The organism is Streptomyces sp. NPDC001902 (assembly GCF_042891295.1).
Lineage (GTDB): Bacteria > Actinomycetota > Actinomycetes > Streptomycetales > Streptomycetaceae > Actinacidiphila.
The window spans coordinates 182,586-200,602 of record NZ_JBIATA010000003.1 but is presented as its reverse complement, the minus strand read 5'-3'; the positions used below and the strand labels follow the sequence as shown (position 1 = coordinate 200,602).

Here is an 18,017-nt window from a genome sequence, read left to right as displayed (position 1 = left end):
ATCGAGTGCCACATGCCCTTATTACCCGATTTCCACTTAAATCTGATGTAATGACAGCGGGCGGTGTGGTCAGCCTGTCGCGGTGGTGCTGTTCACGACCTCGGCAACGGCCTTGTCGACCAGCTTCGTCAGCCCCTCGGGGGTGAGCCCGGACGCGCCGCCCGAAGGATCGGTGACGGTCTCGCCGTTCACCTGCACGACCGGCGCGGAGGTGAACCCGGCCGCGGCGAACTCCTCCTGAGAGCGCCGCACCCACCCGTCGTGGTCCCCGCCCTGGACGCACGGGACGAAGTGCGTCTCGTCCACGTCGCCGGCCTTCTTGGCCAGGCCCTTCAGGAAGGTGTCACTGGTGAACGGGTCGTCCGAGGCGTCGGCGGGCTGGGCGTCCCACACCTGCGCGACGAACTCCTGGAACCGGCCCACGTCCTGGGCGCACGCGGCCGCGTTGGCGGCGGCCAGGGAGCCGGTGCCACCGTCCGCGGAGTCGGTCGGCGTCACCAGGCGGTAGTCGATCCCCACCTGGCCGGTGGCGACCAGCTTCGCGAGGGTGTCCCCGTACTCGGCGGCGAAGGCCTTCGACTCCGGGCTGCGCAGGTCCTCGTACACGGTCAGCGTCACCGGCAGCTTGGTCGGCTTGACCGGCACCGCCAGCTGTTCCTCGCCCGAGGCACCGGCCGGTGCCTTGACCTCGTGCTGCTTCTCACTGCGCACATGCGCCCCGAGGACGGCCGAACCCCCGAACACCACGCCCAGGACGATCACCGTCCCGGCGTAGGACCGCCAGCGCTTGGACTTCGTCTGCTTCACCGGGACTTTCTACCACCGCGTACGAACACGCTCCGTGGGAGGGTACGGCTCCGCCCCGTGCACCTGCCCTGCCGGCCGGTCACCGGGCAGGACAACCGGCCCCGGCCCGGTTGTGACAGGGTGGGCCGGTGAACGGTGGGACAGCGCCCCTGGTCGTGGTCGACGCCGCCAACACCGTGGGGTCCGTCCCCGACGGGTGGTGGCGGGACCGGCACGGGGCGACGGAGCGCCTGCGGGACGCCCTCGCCGGGCTGGCCGCTACCGGGCTCCCGGAACGGGCGGACGTGCCGGAATGGGCCCGGCGGGCGCCGCTCGACGTCGTGCTCGTCGTGGAGGGCGCGGCCCAGGGGGTGGCACCCGTGCCGGGAGTACGGGTCGAGGCGGCGCCCGGCAGCGGTGACGACCTCATCGCCGAACTCGTCGCGGCCCGTCCGCCGGAACTGCCGTGCCTGGTCGTGACGGCCGACCGCGAGCTGCGCCGTCGCGTGACCGCCCACGGCGCGGCCGTCGCGGGGCCGCGGTCGGTGCGTCCCTGACTACCGGCCGGGCAGCCGGGCGTACAGCACCGCGCCGTCGGCGGTGGCGACGCGCTCGTAGCCGCCCCGGTCGAGCAGGCGGCGCAGACCGGGCACGTGCGCCGCGCCGTAGGGGGCGCCCCGCGAGTCGTCGACCACGACGGCCGGCGGCGCGGCGGAGAACTCCCGGCGGAAGGCCGCCCAGGCGCCCGGTACGGCGTACTCCTCGCCGACCCGGGCCCCGCCGCGGCCACCGCTGAAGTTGGTGAGGAATCCCGCGGTGAGGAACCGGCCGGCCGGTGCGCGCCCGGAGAGCCAGTACTGCTCCGGGTGCATGCCCCACACCAGGACGGTCCCGTCCGCGCCGGTGTGGGCGCGGATCGCGGCGGCGACGGTCCGGGCGTGGTCGAGTTCGGCGCGCGGTGCCGCGAAGCCCCAGCCGGTGAACACTGCCGCCGCCAGCACCGTCCAGACCGCGGCGGCCTTTCGGGCCGGACCGCGCGCGGGCAGCCGGCGCAACGCGGCCACCCCGACGAGCGTGAGCGGGGGCAGCAGTTGCAGGTAGTAGTGACCGTAGAACTGGAAGCCCGCCACGACGGCGACGGCGGCCGCGCCGAGCCAGATCCACAGCTCGGCCCCGGCGCCGGCCCTCCGGCGCACGGCGAGCCAGACGGCCGGCAGCACCACCCCCGCCCCGGCCGCCGTGAGGATCGCGGCGTTGCCGAGCCCCCGCCCGGCCGCGAGCAGCCAGGCTCCCTCGGGCGAGATGTAGGCCCCGGAGCCGGTGACCGTCCAGAAGACGAAGCGCCCCGCACCGGTCGCCAGGGCCACGGCCACGACGGGCAGCGCGCACCCCGCCGTCAGCCGGGCCCACGCTCCGGCGGACGCGGAGACGGACCCGGCCGCACTCCCCCGCCGGGCCCGCCACAGCATCCAGAGCACCGGGAGGAGCACCACCGCGCCGGTCTGCTTGGTCAGCGCCGCCCCGGCCACCGCGACCCCGGCCGCGCCCCAGCGCCCGCGGTCGGCCAACAGCACGGCGGCGACCGTCCACGGCAGGGTGAAGACCTCGAAGGAGGCCGCCTGTGTGTCCTCGGGCGCCAGCCCCACCGACAGCAGCAGGTAGCCGAACCCGGCGGCCGCGCCCCACCGGTCGCCCCAGCGCCGCCGGGCGATGGCGACGAGCAGCGCCGCGGTCACCACGTGCGCGACGACGGCCGCCGCCCGCAGGGGCCGGAGCGAGCCGTCGCCGAAGAGCGCGAACGCCCCCTCGTAGAGCCACGGCAGCAGCGGGGGCTTGCGGTCCACGACGGTGTCGTAGAGGACGCCTCCGGAGGCGAGCACGCGTGCCTGGGTCGCGAGGAACCCCTCGTCGGGGTTCCAGACGGGACGTACGAAGGAGGGCAGATGGACCAGCGCCGCCACCAGCGTCAGCAGCGGGAGCAGCACGGGCCACGAGAACCGGGTGAACGGCGAGGGCGCCCGGGACGGGGCGCCGTCCGCCTGCCGGTCCGGGAGCGCGGGCGCGGCGGCGCGGGCGGTCTCGGGGCGGGTCGGCACGCGCCCAAGGTACCGGGCGCCCTCCGGGTGCGTCAGCTCACCTCTGCCGGGACGGTGTGCGGACCCGGCTGTGCCGGTAGCCGTAGAGGAAGTAGACGAGGAAGCCGAGGGCCATCCAGATGGCGAACCGCAGCCAGGTCTCGGCGGGGAGGTTGAGCATCAGCCACAGCGTGGCGAGCACCGACACCGCGGGCAGCCACGGCACCAGCGGGGTGCGGAAGGCACGCGGCAGGTCGGGGCGGGTACGGCGCAGCACCACGACGCCGATGGCGACGACGATGAACGCGAAGAGGGTGCCGATGTTCACCAGCTCGGCCAGTTCCTCGATGGTCGTGAAGCCCGCAACGATCGCCACGATGCCGCCGAGCAGGATCGTCGAGCGGTAGGGCGTGCCCCGGGTGGGGTGCACCCGGGAGAAGAAGCGCGGCAGCAGCCCGTCGCGGCTCATCGCGAAGAAGACCCGGCTCTGCCCGAGCAGCAGGATCATGCAGACCGTCGTCAGGCCCACCACCGCGCCGAAGGCGATCAGCCCGGCCCAGAAGGGGTGGCCCACCGCCTTGAAGGCGTCGGCCAGCGGTGCGTCCACCGTCAGCCGGGTGTAGTGCTGCATGCCGGTGACGACGATGGAGACGGCGACGTAGAGCACGGTGCAGATGATCAGCGAGCCGAGGATGCCGCGCGGCACGTCCCGCTGCGGGTTCCTGGTCTCCTCGGCGGCGGTGGCGACGATGTCGAAGCCGATGTACGCGAAGAAGACCACGGCCGCCGCGGTGAAGATGCCCATGACGCCGAACTGGGACGGCGTGAAGCCCGAGATCAGCTGGATGAGCGGGGCCTTGATGCCGGCCTGCGCCCCCTCGGACGGCACGGCGGGCGGGACGAACGGGGTGTAGTTGTGGGCCTTGATGAAGAACGCGCCCACGATGATGACGATCAGCACCACGGTGACCTTGATGGCGACCACCACGGAGGTGACCCGGGCCGACAGCTTCATCCCGGCGACCAGGACGGCGGTGAGCACGGCCACCAGCAGGAAGGCCAGCAGGTCGAAGTGGAAGCCGCTCTGTTCGCCGCCGGACAGCACGGACGGCAGGTGCCAGCCCCAGTTGTCCATGATCGAGCGCAGGTAACCGGACCATCCGACGGCGACCACGGCGCAGCCCAGCGCCAGTTCCAGCACGAGGTCCCAGCCGATGATCCAGGCGGGCAGTTCGCCGAGGGTGGCGAAGGAGAAGGTGTACGCGGATCCGGCCACCGGCACGGTGGAGGCGAACTCCGCGTAGCACAGGGCGGCGAGTGCGCACACGACGCCCGCGGCGACGAAGGACAGCGCGACGGCGGGGCCCGCGTTCTCCTTCGCCACCTTGCCCGTGAGGACGAAGATGCCGGTGCCGATGACGACGCCGACGCCGAAGACCGTGAGGTCGAGGGCGGACAGCGACTTCTTGAGCGCGTGCTCGGGCTCCTGGGTGTCCCGCAGGGAGTCCTCGACCGATTTGGTACGGAAGAAACCGCTCCGACCCTTCGCAGCGTTACCGCCCACGTCCACCGGCGCACCTCCACAGTTGTTCCTGCATCACAGCACCCGCAGATGCTTGTGACCGGATCTGGCGCGCCTACACATCAACAGAAGGGCCGGGCGATCACCCATTGGGGTGTCGCCCGGCCCGGTGGTGCCAAGGACGGGGAGCGGCCGTCAGTCGCCCGCGACCTGGGGCGCGGGCTCGTCGGCGTAGCGGCCCCCGAGCCGGCTGACGAGGCCGGTCACCTGGCGCGCGACGTCCGGGGCGGTCAGCCCGATCTCGGCCATGACCTCCTTGCGGCTGGCGTGGTCGAGGAACTCCTGCGGGATGCCGAAGTCACGCAGCGGCACGTCCACGCCGGCGTCGCGCAGCGCCTGGGCGACGCCGGAGCCGACACCGCCGACGCGCCCGTTGTCCTCGACGGTGACGACGACCCGGTGGCCGGCCGCGAGACCGGGCAGGGCCGGGTCGACGGGCACGACCCAGCGGGGGTCGACGACGGTGGTGGTGATGCCCTGGGCGTCGAGCAGGTCGGCGATCTCCAGGCACATCGGGGCGAGCGCGCCGACGGAGACCAGCAGAACGTCCGGCTTGGCGTCGTCGCCCTGGGGCTCGGCCCGACGCAGCACGTCCATGCCGCCGACCGTGCCGACGGCCTTGACCGCCGGGCCGACCGCGCCCTTGGAGTAGCGGACCACGGTCGGGGCGTCCGACACCTCGACGGCCTCGCGGAGCTGGGCGCGCACCTGGTCGGCGTCGCGCGGGGCGGCGATCCGCACGCCCGGGACGACCTGCAGGATCGACATGTCCCACATGCCGTTGTGCGAGGCGCCGTCGGTGCCGGTGATGCCGGCCCGGTCCAGCACGAAGGTGACGCCGCACTTGTGCAGCGCGACGTCCATCAGGACCTGGTCGAAGGCGCGGTTGAGGAAGGTCGCGTAGACGGCGACGACCGGGTGCAGGCCGCCGGTCGCCAGGCCCGCCGCGGACACCACCGCGTGCTGCTCGGCGATGCCGACGTCGTAGACGCGGTCGGGGAACGCCTTGGCGAACTTGTCCAGGCCCACGGGCTGGAGCATCGCGGCGGTGATGGCCACGATGTCCTTGCGCTCCCTGCCGAGCTTGACCATCTCCTCGCCGAAGACCGAGGTCCAGTCGGCGCCGGAGGCCGCGATCGGCAGGCCGGTGTCGGGGTGGATCTTGCCGACGGCGTGGAAGCGGTCGGCCTCGTCCTGCAGGGCGGGTGTGTAGCCGCGGCCCTTCTCCGTCAGGCAGTGGACGATGACCGGGCCGCCGAAGCGCTTGGCGCGCTGCAGCGCCGACTCCAGGGCGGCGACGTCGTGGCCGTCGATCGGACCGACGTACTTCAGGCCCAGGTCCTCGAACATGCCCTGCGGGGCGATGAAGTCCTTGAAGCCCTTCTTGGCGCCGTGCAGGGTCTCGTACAGCGGCTGGCCGATGACCGGGGTGCGCTCCAGCAGTTCCTTGGTGCGGGTGAGGAAGCGCTCGTAGCCGTCGGTGGTGCGCAGCGTGGCGAGGTGGTTGGCGAGGCCGCCGATGGTCGGCGCGTAGGAGCGCTCGTTGTCGTTGACGACGATGACCAGCGGGCGGTCCTTGGCGGTGGCGATGTTGTTCAGCGCCTCCCAGGCCATGCCGCCGGTCAGCGCGCCGTCACCGATGACGGCGACGGTGTGGTCGCGCTTGCCCAACTGCTCGTTGGCCTTGGCCAGGCCGTCGGCCCAGCCGAGCACCGTGGAGGCGTGGCTGTTCTCGATGACGTCGTGCTCGGACTCGGCGCGCGAGGGGTAGCCGGACAGGCCCCCCTTGCTCTTGAGCTTGGAGAAGTCCTGACGGCCGGTGAGCAGCTTGTGGACGTAGGACTGGTGCCCGGTGTCCCACAGCACCTTGTCCCGCGGCGAGTCGAAGACACGGTGGAGCGCGATGGTCAGTTCGACGACACCCAGGTTCGGCCCCAGGTGCCCGCCCGTCTTGGAGACCTCGTCGACCAGGAAGGTACGGATCTCGCCTGCCAGCTCGACCAGCTGCTCCGGGCTGAGCCGGTCGAGGTCGCGCGGTCCCTTGATACGGGTCAGCAGAGCCACCCGTGCCTCCTTGTTGTCGCTTTCCGGTTTCCCGAGTGTATGTGTTCGCGTTTTCAGCTCCGCACACACCCGTGCCCGGCGCTGGGATGATCTTCCCTGCGCCGGGCACGTCACGCCACTGGTGCGGTGCGGAACCTCAGCCGCGACCCGAGGCCTTCTGGCTCTTGCGGGACACCGAGTCGATGACCACGGCGGCGAGCAGCACCGCGGCGGTGATCATGTACTGGAGCGCGGTGTTCATGTTGAGCAGGTCCAGGCCGGTCTGGATGGACTGGATGACCAGCATGCCGAGCAGCGCGGACCAAACGTTTCCGCGGCCGCCGAAGAGGCTGGTGCCACCGATGACCGCGGCCGCGATGGCCAGCATCAGGGTGTTGCCGCCGCCGGCGCCCAGGGTCGCCGTGAAGGTCTGCGCGGCGAAGAACAGACCGCCGAGCGCCGCGAAGCCGCCGGAGATGGCGAACACCGAGATGCGGACCATGGCGACGTTGATGCCGGCGCGACGGGCGGCCTCGATGCCACCACCGACCGCGAACACCTTGCGGCCGTAGGAGGTACGCCGCAGCACGAAGTCCGTGACGACCAGGGCCGCCAGGAAGACGACCAGCGCGTTGGGCACGCCGCTCGCCTGGTTCAGGACGTACGCGGCGACGAAGGAGACGACCGCCAGGGCGCCCACGCGGAAGGCGATCTCGCCGGTGGGCCGGAACGGGACGCCGGCCGCACGACGCCGCCGCTGCTCGATCAGCGAGCCCGCCAGCATGGCCACGGTGCCGAGGCCGGCCAGCAGGTAGGCGCCGGAGATGTCCTGGTCCATGAAGAAGGAACGCTGGCCCAGGATGTGCAGCGGGCCGTCGTCCGGGATCGAGAGGCTTCCGCTGTCGCCGAGCAGCTGCAGCATCAGGCCGTTCCAGCCGAGGAAGCCGGCCAGGGTGACGACGAACGCGGGGACGCCGATCTTCGCGAAGAACCAGCCGTGCAGGGCACCGATGAGGATGCCGGTGACGATGGCCAGGATCATGGCCAGCCACGGGTTCATCCCGTGGTTCGTGACGAAGATGGCGAAGACGGCGGAGGCCAGACCGCTGACCGAGCCGACCGACAGGTCGATCTCACCGAGCAGCAGCACGAAGACCAGACCGATGGCGAGCATGCCCGTGGCGGCCAGGAAGAAGCCGATGTTGGCCAGGTTGCCGGCGCTCAGGAAGTTGCTCGACTGGGTCTGGAAGATGGTCCAGATGATGATCAGGCCGATGATGACCGGCAGCGAACCGAGCTCACCGCCGCGCACCTTGCGCTTGAACTCGGTGAGGTAGCCCTTGAGGCCCTCTTCACGCACGAGCAGCCGCGGGTCGACCACGGGCACCGCCGCCGAGGACGCGTCCTCGACCGACGCTGCCACCACGTCCTGCTTTACGGTCTTCGACGTGTCGCTCACTTTGCAGCCTCCGTGCGCCGCCCCTGACGGCGGGTCACGGCATTGTCCGTGGCACCGGTGATGGCGGAGATGATGTCTTCCTGGGACGTGCTCTTGACGTCGAAGACGCCGTTGTTGCGGCCGAGCCGCAGTACCGCCACCTTGTCGGCGACGGCCTTGACGTCGACCATGTTGTGGCTGATGAGGATGACGGCGAGGCCGCGCTCGCGCAGCCGCTCGACCAGGTCGAGCACCTGGGCGGTCTGCTCGACACCGAGGGCGGCGGTGGGCTCGTCGAGGATGACCAGCTTGGGGTCACCGATCAGGGCGCGCGCGATCGCGACGACCTGACGCTGACCACCGGAGAGGCTGGCGATCGGGATGCGGACGCTGGGGATGCGGATCGACAGCGTGCTGAGCAGCTCCCGGGACCGCTTCTCCATCATGACCTCGTCGATCACGCCGGCGCGCTTGATCTCGCTGCCGAGGTAGAGGTTGGCGACGACGTCGAGGTTGTCGCACAGCGCGAGGTCCTGGTAGACGGTGGCGACGCCCAAACCCTGGGCGTCGTGCGGCCGGTTGATGTTGACCGGCTTGCCTTCCCACTCGATGACGCCGTCATCGATGGGGTGCACACCGGCGATCGTCTTGACCAGGGTCGACTTCCCTGCGCCGTTGTCGCCTACGAGCGCGACGACTTCTCCGGCGTGAACCTCCAGGTCGACATCGGTGAGTGCCTGGACCGCACCGAATCGCTTGGAGACTCCGCGCAACGCCAGCACGGGCGTAGCGGACACGTGAACCATCTCCTTCGCCGCCTGACCGGCGGGGATGCCGCGCTTGGAGGGGCGCGGAGTTTTGTGCAAGCTGCACAGCTTTGCGTGAACTGGAACGGACTGTCTGTCCGGCGCCCGCCCCGTCAGCGGGGTCTGTTGGACGGGGCGGGCGCCGGACAGGTTCGCGTGGCGGCCTCCGGGGGAGGGCCTGCCGTGTTACTGGAGGCCGGCGGCCTTGCAGGCCTCGGCGAACTCGGCCGTGCAGATCTCCGCGACGGACCACAGCTTGTCGGCGACGACCGTGTCCTTGACGTTGGCCTTGGTGACCGAGACCGGGGTCAGCAGCTGGGACGGGACCTTGTCACCGGAGCCGCTGGTCAGCGAGGTGGTGGCCAGCGAGTCGATGGCCTTGCCCTCGACCAGGTTCACCGCGAGCTGGGCGGCGGCGTCGGCCTCGGGCTTGAACGCCTTGTAGACCGTGCTGGACTGGGTGCCCGCGATGATCCGCTGGATGCCCGCGAGTTCGGCGTCCTGACCGGTCAGCGGGATGCCGCTGATGCCGGCGCCCTTGAGGGCGGTGGCGATACCGCCGGCCATGCCGTCGTTCGCGGCGTAGACGCCCGCGATCTTCTTGGCGCCGATCTGGGTGATGGCCGCCGTCACCTTCTGGTTGGCGACGGTGTCCTTCCACAGACCGCTCTGCTCGTAGGCGATCTTGACCTTGCCGTCGAGGACCTTGTGGGCACCGGCCTTGAACAGCGCGGCGTTCGGGTCGGCGTCGTCACCGTTGATCATGACGACGTTCGCCGAGGGCTTCGCCTTGTCGCCCAGCGCGTCGAGGAGCGCCTGGCCCTGCAGCTCGCCGACCTTCTCGTTGTCGAAGGAGACGTACGCGGAGACCGGGCCCTGGGCCAGACGGTCGTACGCGATGACCTTGATGCCCTTGTCGACGGCGGCCTGGACGGAGGACTTGATGGCAGCGGCGTCCTGGGCGCTGATCACGATCACCTTGACACCCTTGGTGATCATGGTGCTGACCTGCTGGGCCTGCTTGCCGGAGTCACCCGCGGCGTTCGCGTACTGAACGTCGCAGTCCGCGCACAGTTCCTTGACCTTGGCCTCGAACAGCGGCTTGTCGAACTTGTCGTAGCGCGCGGTGACGCTGTCGGGGAGCAGCAGACCGATGGTCTTGCTCTTGCTGCCGGCGCTGCTGCTGCCGCCGTCCGCCTTGTCGTCACCGGCCTTGCCGCACGCAGCAACGGAAAGGGCCATGGAGACGGCCGCGGTGCCGATCACGACGCGACGCATCATTGCGTTCATGTGGGGTTGCCTCCCTGACAGGGCCGCAAAAGACTGCGGCCGAGGTGAGCGTGAGTCAACTCGGCAACAGCCTTGACGTCAAGAAGTAAATACTTAACGAGATGGCAACGGTGCGTTTCGTTATCTAGATGAACGCAGAGTGATCTCTACGGCACAGCAACCGCTGCGGGAACGTTAGCATCCAAAAGGGAAGAATCGCCCACTTCGCTGAGGGCCAGCGCCAGGGCGCCCAGGACCTCCGCACGGGCCCCGAGGCCCCCTGAGACCACCGAAAGCCTACGGGCCGCGCTGGGGATCGCGTACCGCGCCACCGACTCCCTGAGGGGCGCCAGGACCAGCTCCCCGGCCTCCGCGAGATCGCCGCCGAGCACCACCCGGCTCGGGTTCAAGAGGTTGGCGAGGCTGGCGACACCCATGCCGATGTGCCGGCCGACGTCCGCGGTCACCCGGCGGCAGCCGGGGTCGCCCTCCCTCGCGAGCTGCACCATGCGCGCCAGGGTCAGGTCGGGGCCGTGGCTGCCGCGCAGCAGGTCCAGCACGTAACGGGCGGCGGTGAAGGTCTCCAGGCAGCCGCGGTTGCCGCAGCGGCAGACCGGGCCGGACTCGTCCAGCGTGATGTGGCCGATCTCGCCCGCGGTGCCGCCGGGGCCGCGGTAGATGCGGCCGTCGATCACCAGCCCGGCGCCGACACCGCTGGCCACCTTGATGTACGCCAGGTCCTTCACGCCCCGGCCGCCACCCCAGACCAGCTCCCCGAGGGCACCGAGGTTCGCGTCGTTGTCCACCTGGACGGGCATGCGCAGCCGCTCGGCCAGTTCCTGGCGCGGGTTGATGCCGCCCCACCCCGGCAGGATGGCGGTGGACCCGAGCGCGCCGGTCTCCACGTCGATCGGGCCCGGGACGCCGAGGCCGACGCCGATCACCTTGTCGGCGTCGATGCCGCTCGACTCGATCAGCCGCGCGACGAGTTGCTCGGCCCGGTCGAAGCCCTCGGAGGCCGAGGCGTCCACGTCGATCGGCTCCGACTGCTCGGCCAGCACCTGGTGGGCCAGGTTGCCGACCGCGACGCGCAGGTGGGAGTGCCCGAAGTCGACGCCCACGACGACGCCCGCGTCGCCGGACAGCGCCACCGCGCGGGCCCGGCGGCCTCCCGAGGAGGTGGGCGTGACCTGTACGGTCCCGTTGTCGCGCAATTCGCGGACGATGTTGGAGACCGTCGCCGCGGACAGCCCCGTCGTACGGGCGATCTCCGCCTGCGTCAGCGAACCCGCCAGCCGTACGGCCCGGACCACCCGCTCGAGGTTGGCCCGGTGCAGCGACGACTGGGACCCCGGAGTCTCCACGACCATTCCACTCCTGCCGAACCGGACGGGAGCCACGCCGATGAGACCCCGTCGTCTACAACATGTGAACTCTAAGCAAGCCTTTAGGCTCGCTTCCCGTCAAGGGGCAGAACCAGACCGCTGACGTAATGCCCGAAAAATCCAGAAGCGGCCCCGCATACGGCGGGACCGCTTCCGCTCCGGCGTCCGGGCGAACGGACGGCGGGCCACGTGGAGTGACCTTCCGGTTACTTCAAGGTGCCGGCCGTCAGACCCGCCTGCACCTGCCGCTGGAAGGAGAGGTAGACCACGAGCACCGGCAGCATCGCGATGGTCATGCCCGCGAAGAGCGCCGGGTAGTCACCGGAGTACCCCTGCTGCTGCGCCAGGTTCACCAGGCCCTGGGCCAGCATCGAGCGGTCCGGGTCGCTGCTGGACTGCTGCTGCTGCAGGGTCATCGGCAGGATGTACTGGTTCCACTGGCCGAGCACGTTGAAGATGCCCACGCTGATCAGGCCCGGCTTCGCCATCGGCAGCATCACCTGGAAGAAGGCCCGGGAGTGGGAGCAGCCGTCGATCATGGCCGCCTCGTGCACCGCCGTGGGCAGGGTCCTGAAGAAGGAGTGCATGAAGAAGACGGTGAAGGGCAGCGAGTACGCGACGTAGACCAGGATCAGGCCCTGGTAGGTGTTGAGCATGCCCAGGTTGCTGACCATGAAGAACAACGGCACGAGGGCGAGGTACACCGGGAACATCGCGCCGCCGACGAACAGGTAGAAGATGATCCGGTTGCCGGGGAACTCGTAGCGCGCCAGCACGTACGCCGTCATCGACCCGAGCAGCATCGTCAGCGGCACCGAGAACACCAGCACGATCACCGTGTTCACGAAGAAGTCGCCGATGCCCTTCTCCCAGGCCCGGGAGAACGCGTCGAAGGACCAGTGCGAGGGCCAGGACCAGGCGCTCGCGCCGATCTCGGAATTGTTCTTGAAGGATCCGAGGATGATCCAGCCCAGGGGCAGGAGGATCAGCACGCCCCACAGGGCCAGGAAACCGTGCGAGAAGACGTTCAGCGACGCGCCGCCGTCGGCGAAGCGTTCCCGTTCCGTCTTCTTACTGCCGATGGTGGTGGGCTGCCCCTTGAAGACCGGTACCGGAGTGGGCTGCTTGATGGGAGTGGCCATGGGATGCGCTCCCCGCTCAGTACTCGATGCGATCGCGGCGGGAGACCCGCAGCGCGATGGCGGAAAGGATCAGGGTGAGGAAGAGGATGACGACGCCCATCGCACAGGCGTAGCCGCTCTTTCCGAAGGTGAGGAAGTTGCGCATCAGGTAGGTCGCCATGACCTCGCCGTGGTAGTCGGGACCGCCGCCGAAGTTCGATCCCGGAGTGAGGACCGAGGCCAGGGCGAAGAAGTCCATCGCGGCGATGGCGAGGTACACCCAGGCCGTCTGCACGCTGTCCCACAGGAGCGGGAGGGTCACCTTGAAGAAGGTCTGCAGGCGGCCGGCGCCGTCCAGCAGGGCGGCCTCGTAGATGTCCTTGGGAACGGACTGCATGGCCGCGGAGAACAGCACCAGGTAGAAACCCACACCGGCCCAGATCTGCACGCCGAGCAGGCACCACATCACCAGGTTGGGACTGTTCAGCCATTCGATCGGGGCCTGTGGGTCCTCGAGGTGCAGTTTGATCAGGATGCCGTTCAGCAGGCCGCTTCCGTCACTTCGGTAGACCGCCTGGAAGAGCACGATGAGAATGGCGACGGAAAGCACCTGGGGGAAGAAGAAGATCACCTTGTAGAAGGCGGATCCGTGCACCCCGCGGACACCCGTGGTGCCGCCGCGGCCGCCCACGTTGAGCATGAAGGCGAAGAAGAGCGCCAGCAGGATCGTGATCACCGGAAGGAACACCAGAAGCAGCACGTTGTGCTGGAGCGCCTGCAGGAAGACGTGGTCCCCGAAGAGCGTCGTGTAATTCTCCAGACCGACGAAATGCATCTCCTGGGACTGCCCGGACCAGTCCGTCAGGGAATACCCGAACGTCTGCAGGTACGGCCAGATCACGAAGACGACGTAGAGCACGACCGGAATGAAGAGGAATCCCGCGATGAACGGGTACTTGCGGTATCGCATGGCGCTGCTCCTGCCATCGGGTAGACCGTCGCACCGGGGCCCCGAACGCCCCCTGGACCATCAGGGGGCACCGGGGCCCCGGTGCGCAAGGGCCGGTGGGAACGTTTAGCCCTTCTTGGCCTTCTCGGCCGCCGCCTTGACCCGCTTGAGCCAGTCGGCGGGCTTGATGCGCTTGGCCATCAGCTCGGCACTGGCGTTCTGCACGTCCGTGTCGAAGGCGCTCTGCGTGTTGGGGTAGTTGTAGTTGAAGACGTTGCTCCCGGCCGCGCTGAGCGCGGTGACGGTGGACTTGGTGCCCGGGCGCAGCTGGACGTCGGAGCCGACGCCGTCCTTGAGCACGGTCAGCGAGTTGGCCGTCTGGGCGAACTGGCTCGACGCTTCCTTGGTGAGCATGATCCGCAGGAACTCCAGGCCGCCGGCCTGGTTCTTGGCCTTCTTCGGGACGATGAAGGGCTCACCGGCGCCGGCCCGGATCGCCTCGAAGGGCAGCTTGTCGCCGTCCAGGGAGGGGATCGGCAGGAAGGTCATCTCGAAGTCCGCGGGGGTGGCCTTCAGCTGCTCGTTCTCCAGCCACGAACCGGAGGGGATGAAGGCCGCCTTGTACTCGTTCCAGGCGGTCTGCGACTCGATGTGGGTCATGCCGTTGGTGCCGGGGAGCAGGTAGCCCTTGTCGGCGATCTCGTAGACCGCCTCGACGGCCGCCTTGGCGGCGGGCTCGTCCCACACCGTCGGGTCGAGGCTGTCGATCCGCTTCACCAGGTCGGGACCGCCCTGCTTGGCGATGAGGTCCATGACCACGATGTTGATGTAGTAGGGGTACTTGCCCTGGTGGCAGAAGGGCGCCATGCCGGACTTCTTGATCTCCGCGCAGAGCGACATGAAGTCGGCCCAGGTCTTGGGCGCGGTCCAGCCCTTCTCCTTGAAGAGCTTGCCGGAGTACCACAGGCCCCAGACGGTGTAGATGTAGGACAGCTGGTACATCTTGCCGTCGTCGAAGCTGCCCGTCTCGATGGTGCCGGGCTGCAGGACGTCCCTGACCTTCTTGCTCGGGTCGTCGATGTAGGGCGCGTCGAGGAGCGGGGTGAGGTCGGTGAGCTGGCCGCTCTTGTAGAGAACGTCCAGCTTGATCTGCTGCGCGCCGGAGTCGTCGACGACGTCCGGCGGGTTGCCGGCGTTGAAGCGGGGCTGGAGCTTGCCGGTGATCTCCTGGGTGCCCAGGTGGCTGATCTTCGCCCCGTCGAACTTCTTCCCGTAGAGCTTCTCGAACGCCTTGGCGTAGTCGTCGCCGTAGCCGCCCTTGAAGATCACGACGTCCAGAGGGGCGTCGTTGGCCACGCCGAAGGGGTTGTCCTTGGACTTCTCGCCCTTCTCGGTGGCCTTGTTGTTGCCGCTGCCGCTGGACGCACAGGCACTCAGCAGACCCGCGGCCGGAGCGGCCAACAGGCCCACCGCTGCAGCCCGCTTGATCAGATCGCGCCGGTTGACGTCGGATCTCATGCTCAAGTCCTCACCTTCTCCAGGACCCATGCGGTGCGGAGTTGAATCTGTGCACGGGCCACGCACCCGTTGTTCCCCCCGCGCAAGCCCGCGTTCAGCGGGCCTCCTGGACGCCGACAGGTATAGTCCACTTCCCGCGAGGTGGGCAAGGTCATGCGCGCTTTTGACGGACAGCTTTCCCTAGTTGAGACCTGCCGGTAACGCGAACGGGCCCGCACCCCCGGCAGGGGTGCGGGCCCGTTCGTCGGGTCCGGACGCGGTGATCCCTACTTGCGGATCAGGGAGCGCAGGACGTACTGCATGATGCCGCCGTTGCGGTAGTAGTCCGCCTCACCGGGGGTGTCGATGCGGACCACGGCGTCGAACTCGACGCCGGTGTCGGTCGTCACCTTGACGGTGCGCGGCGTGGTGCCGTCGTTGAGCTCGGTGATGCCGGTGAACGAGAAGGTCTCCTCACCGGTCAGGCCCAGCGAGGCCGCCGAGGCGCCCTCGGGGAACTGCAGCGGCAGGACGCCCATGCCGATCAGGTTCGAGCGGTGGATGCGCTCGTACGACTCGGCGATGACGGCCTTGACGCCCAGCAGCGCGGTGCCCTTCGCGGCCCAGTCGCGGGAGGAGCCGGAGCCGTACTCCTTGCCCGCCAGGACGACCAGCGGGATGCCGGCGGCCTGGTAGTTCTGGGAGGCGTCGTAGATGAACGACACCGGGCCGCCGTCGGCGGTGAAGTCGCGGGTGTAGCCGCCCTCGGTGCCCGGCGCGATCTGGTTGCGCAGGCGGATGTTGGCGAAGGTACCGCGGATCATGACCTCGTGGTTGCCGCGGCGGGAGCCGTAGGAGTTGAAGTCACGACGCTCCACACCGTGCTCGGTGAGGTACTTGCCGGCCGGGGTGTCGGCCTTGATCGCACCGGCCGGGGAGATGTGGTCGGTGGTGACCGAGTCGCCCAGCTTGGCCAGCACGCGGGCGCCGGAGATGTCGGTGACCGGGTCCGGCTGGTCCTTCATGCCCTCGAAGTACGGGGGCTTGCGGACGTAGGTCGACTGCGGGTCCCACTCGAAGGTGTTGCCGGTCGGGATCGGCAGCGACTGCCACTGAGCGTCGCCGGCGAAGACGTCCTGGTAGGACGAGGCGAACATGTCCTGGCCGATCGCGGCGGCGACGACCTCGTTGACCTCCTGCTCGGAGGGCCAGATGTCCTGCAGGTGGACCGGCTTGCCCTCGGTGTCGGTGCCGATGGCGTCCCTGGTGATGTCGACCTTCATGGAGCCGGCGATGGCGTACGCGACGACCAGCGGCGGGGACGCCAGGTAGTTCATCTTGACGTCCGGGTTGATCCGGCCCTCGAAGTTGCGGTTGCCCGACAGCACCGAGGTGACGGCCAGGTCGTGCTCGTTGACGGCCTTGGAGACCTCGTCCGGCAGCGGGCCGGAGTTGCCGATGCAGGTGGTGCAGCCGTACCCGACCAGGTTGAAGCCCATCTTGTCCAGGTACGGGGTGAGGCCGGCGCGGTCGTAGTAGTCCATGACGACCTTGGAGCCCGGGGCGAGCGTGGTCTTCACCCACGGCTTGCGGGTCAGGCCCTTCTCGACCGCCTTCTTGGCCACCAGGGCGGCGGCGACCATGACGTACGGGTTCGAGGTGTTGGTGCAGGAGGTGATCGCGGCGACGGTGACGGCGCCGTGGTCGATCTCGTACGTGGACCCGTCGGGAGCCGTCACCAGGGTCGGGCGGGTCGGGACGCCGTTGGTGGCGGCCGGGGAGTCGGAGGCCGGGAAGGACTCCTTCCCGGACTCGTCCGCGGTGTCGACGTAGTTGCGCACGTCGCTCTTGAACTGCTCGGCGGCGTTTGCGAGGACGATGCGGTCCTGCGGGCGCTTGGGGCCGGCGATGGAGGGTACGACCGTGGAGAGGTCCAGCTCCAGCTTCTCGGAGAAGTCCGGCTCGGCGGCCGGGTCCAGCCACAGGCCCTGCTCCTTGGCGTACGCCTCGACGAGCGCGAGCTGCTGCTCCGAACGGCCGGTCAGCTTCAGGTAGTTAATGGTCTCCGCATCGATCGGGAAGATCGCCGCGGTGGAGCCGAACTCCGGCGACATGTTGCCGATGGTGGCGCGGTTGGCGAGCGAGGTGGCGGAGACGCCCTCGCCGTAGAACTCGACGAACTTGCCGACGACACCGTGCTTGCGCAGCATCTCGGTGATGGTCAGCACGAGGTCGGTCGCGGTGGTGCCGGTGGGGAGCTCGCCGGTCAGCTTGAAGCCGACGACGCGCGGGATCAGCATGGAGACCGGCTGGCCGAGCATGGCGGCCTCGGCCTCGATGCCGCCGACGCCCCAGCCCAGCACGCCGAGGCCGTTGACCATGGTGGTGTGCGAGTCGGTGCCGACGAGGGTGTCGGGGTAGGCCTGGCCGTTCCGGACCATGACGGTGCGGGCCAGGTGCTCGATGTTCACCTGGTGGACGATGCCGGTGCCCGGCGGGACGACCTTGAACTCGTCGAACGCGGTCTGGCCCCAGCGCAGGAACTGGTAGCGCTCCTTGTTGCGGCCGTACTCCAGCTCCACGTTCTGTGCGAAGGAGTCCGGGGTGCCGAACTTGTCGGCGATGACCGAGTGGTCGATGACCAGCTCAGCCGGGGCCAGCGGGTTGATGCGGGACGGGTCGCCGCCCAGCTCCTTGACGGCCTCGCGCATGGTGGCGAGGTCCACCACGCAGGGCACGCCGGTGAAGTCCTGCATGATCACGCGGGCCGGCGTGAACTGGATCTCCTGGCTCGGCTGGGCCTGGGAGTCCCAGCCGCCGAGCGCACGGATGTGGTCGGCCGTGATGTTGGCGCCGTCCTCGGTGCGGAGCAGGTTCTCCAGCAGCACCTTCAGGCTGTAAGGGAGGCGCGCGGAGCCCTCGACCTTGTCCAGCCGGAAGATCTCGTACGACTCGTCGCCCACCTGCAGGGTGCTGCGGGCGTCGAAGCTGTTCGCCGACACGACAGTCTCCTTCGTAACTTTGCGCGTACCACCGCAATGCTGCCGCTTCGACCCCTGGCCGATC

At 69.3% G+C, this 18,017-nt stretch carries 13 protein-coding genes; 1 reads left to right on the top strand and 12 read right to left on the bottom strand.

Annotation, left to right across the window (positions count from 1 at the left end; all coding sequences use genetic code 11):
- Positions 1-69: 69 nt before the first annotated feature.
- The gene (locus ACFYYN_RS07140; RefSeq protein ID WP_500544983.1) at positions 70-807 is read right to left on the bottom strand and encodes a DsbA family protein; all 738 of its coding nucleotides are present in this window, start codon (positions 805-807) and stop codon (positions 70-72) included.
- Positions 808-935: 128 nt separating this feature from the next.
- On the opposite strand from ACFYYN_RS07140, the gene ACFYYN_RS07135 reads away from it, so the two are divergent.
- The gene (locus ACFYYN_RS07135) at positions 936-1,343 is read left to right on the top strand and encodes an NTP pyrophosphohydrolase (protein ID WP_500544982.1); all 408 of its coding nucleotides are present in this window, start codon (positions 936-938) and stop codon (positions 1,341-1,343) included.
- On the opposite strand, the gene ACFYYN_RS07130 is transcribed toward ACFYYN_RS07135, so the two are convergent.
- The 11 genes from ACFYYN_RS07130 to acnA form a co-directional block, all read right to left on the bottom strand.
- Positions 1,344-2,882, bottom strand: coding sequence for a glycosyltransferase family 39 protein (locus tag ACFYYN_RS07130; protein WP_500544981.1), 1,539 nt, complete (start codon positions 2,880-2,882; stop codon positions 1,344-1,346).
- A 37-nt stretch (positions 2,883-2,919) separates the two neighbouring features.
- Positions 2,920-4,431, bottom strand: a complete 1,512-nt coding sequence (locus ACFYYN_RS07125; protein ID WP_500321825.1) for an amino acid permease — start codon at positions 4,429-4,431, stop codon at positions 2,920-2,922.
- Positions 4,432-4,578: 147 nt separating this feature from the next.
- Positions 4,579-6,507: a 1-deoxy-D-xylulose-5-phosphate synthase gene (gene dxs, locus ACFYYN_RS07120; protein WP_500544979.1), complete on the bottom strand. Its 1,929-nt coding sequence runs from the start codon at positions 6,505-6,507 to the stop codon at positions 4,579-4,581.
- 136 nt (positions 6,508-6,643) lie between these two features.
- Complete coding sequence (locus tag ACFYYN_RS07115) at positions 6,644-7,945, bottom strand: sugar ABC transporter permease (RefSeq protein ID WP_500321828.1); 1,302 nt, start codon at positions 7,943-7,945, stop codon at positions 6,644-6,646.
- The gene (locus ACFYYN_RS07110; protein ID WP_499514582.1) at positions 7,942-8,730 is read right to left on the bottom strand and encodes a sugar ABC transporter ATP-binding protein; all 789 of its coding nucleotides are present in this window, start codon (positions 8,728-8,730) and stop codon (positions 7,942-7,944) included. Before ACFYYN_RS07110 ends, ACFYYN_RS07115 begins: the two co-directional genes overlap by 4 nt.
- 186 nt (positions 8,731-8,916) lie before the next feature.
- Complete coding sequence (locus ACFYYN_RS07105; RefSeq protein ID WP_500544978.1) at positions 8,917-10,020, bottom strand: sugar ABC transporter substrate-binding protein; 1,104 nt, start codon at positions 10,018-10,020, stop codon at positions 8,917-8,919.
- Between the two features lie 146 nt (positions 10,021-10,166).
- The gene (locus ACFYYN_RS07100) at positions 10,167-11,363 is read right to left on the bottom strand and encodes an ROK family transcriptional regulator (RefSeq protein ID WP_500544977.1); all 1,197 of its coding nucleotides are present in this window, start codon (positions 11,361-11,363) and stop codon (positions 10,167-10,169) included.
- A gap of 227 nt (positions 11,364-11,590) precedes the next feature.
- Complete coding sequence (locus tag ACFYYN_RS07095) at positions 11,591-12,526, bottom strand: carbohydrate ABC transporter permease (protein WP_500544976.1); 936 nt, start codon at positions 12,524-12,526, stop codon at positions 11,591-11,593.
- 16 nt (positions 12,527-12,542) lie between these two features.
- On the bottom strand, positions 12,543-13,475 hold the full coding sequence (locus tag ACFYYN_RS07090; RefSeq protein WP_499514578.1) for a carbohydrate ABC transporter permease: 933 nt from the start codon (positions 13,473-13,475) through the stop codon (positions 12,543-12,545).
- Between the two features lie 105 nt (positions 13,476-13,580).
- Complete coding sequence (gene ngcE, locus ACFYYN_RS07085) at positions 13,581-14,972, bottom strand: N-acetylglucosamine/diacetylchitobiose ABC transporter substrate-binding protein (RefSeq protein ID WP_500545197.1); 1,392 nt, start codon at positions 14,970-14,972, stop codon at positions 13,581-13,583.
- A gap of 266 nt (positions 14,973-15,238) precedes the next feature.
- The gene (gene acnA, locus ACFYYN_RS07080) at positions 15,239-17,953 is read right to left on the bottom strand and encodes an aconitate hydratase AcnA (RefSeq protein WP_500321833.1); all 2,715 of its coding nucleotides are present in this window, start codon (positions 17,951-17,953) and stop codon (positions 15,239-15,241) included.
- Between the last annotated feature and the right edge of the window lie 64 nt (positions 17,954-18,017).

What these genes read in the sequence shown, in the direction of transcription:
- ACFYYN_RS07110 (WP_499514582.1), bottom strand. Translation starts at nt 8,730, where the DNA reads ATGGTTCACGTGTCCGCTACGCCCGTGCTGGCGTTGCGCGGAGTCTCC.
- ACFYYN_RS07105 (WP_500544978.1), bottom strand. Translation starts at nt 10,020, where the DNA reads ATGAACGCAATGATGCGTCGCGTCGTGATCGGCACCGCGGCCGTCTCC.
- ACFYYN_RS07095 (WP_500544976.1), bottom strand. Translation starts at nt 12,526, where the DNA reads ATGGCCACTCCCATCAAGCAGCCCACTCCGGTACCGGTCTTCAAGGGG.
- ACFYYN_RS07090 (WP_499514578.1), bottom strand. Translation starts at nt 13,475, where the DNA reads ATGCGATACCGCAAGTACCCGTTCATCGCGGGATTCCTCTTCATTCCG.
- ngcE (WP_500545197.1), bottom strand. Translation starts at nt 14,972, where the DNA reads ATGAGATCCGACGTCAACCGGCGCGATCTGATCAAGCGGGCTGCAGCG.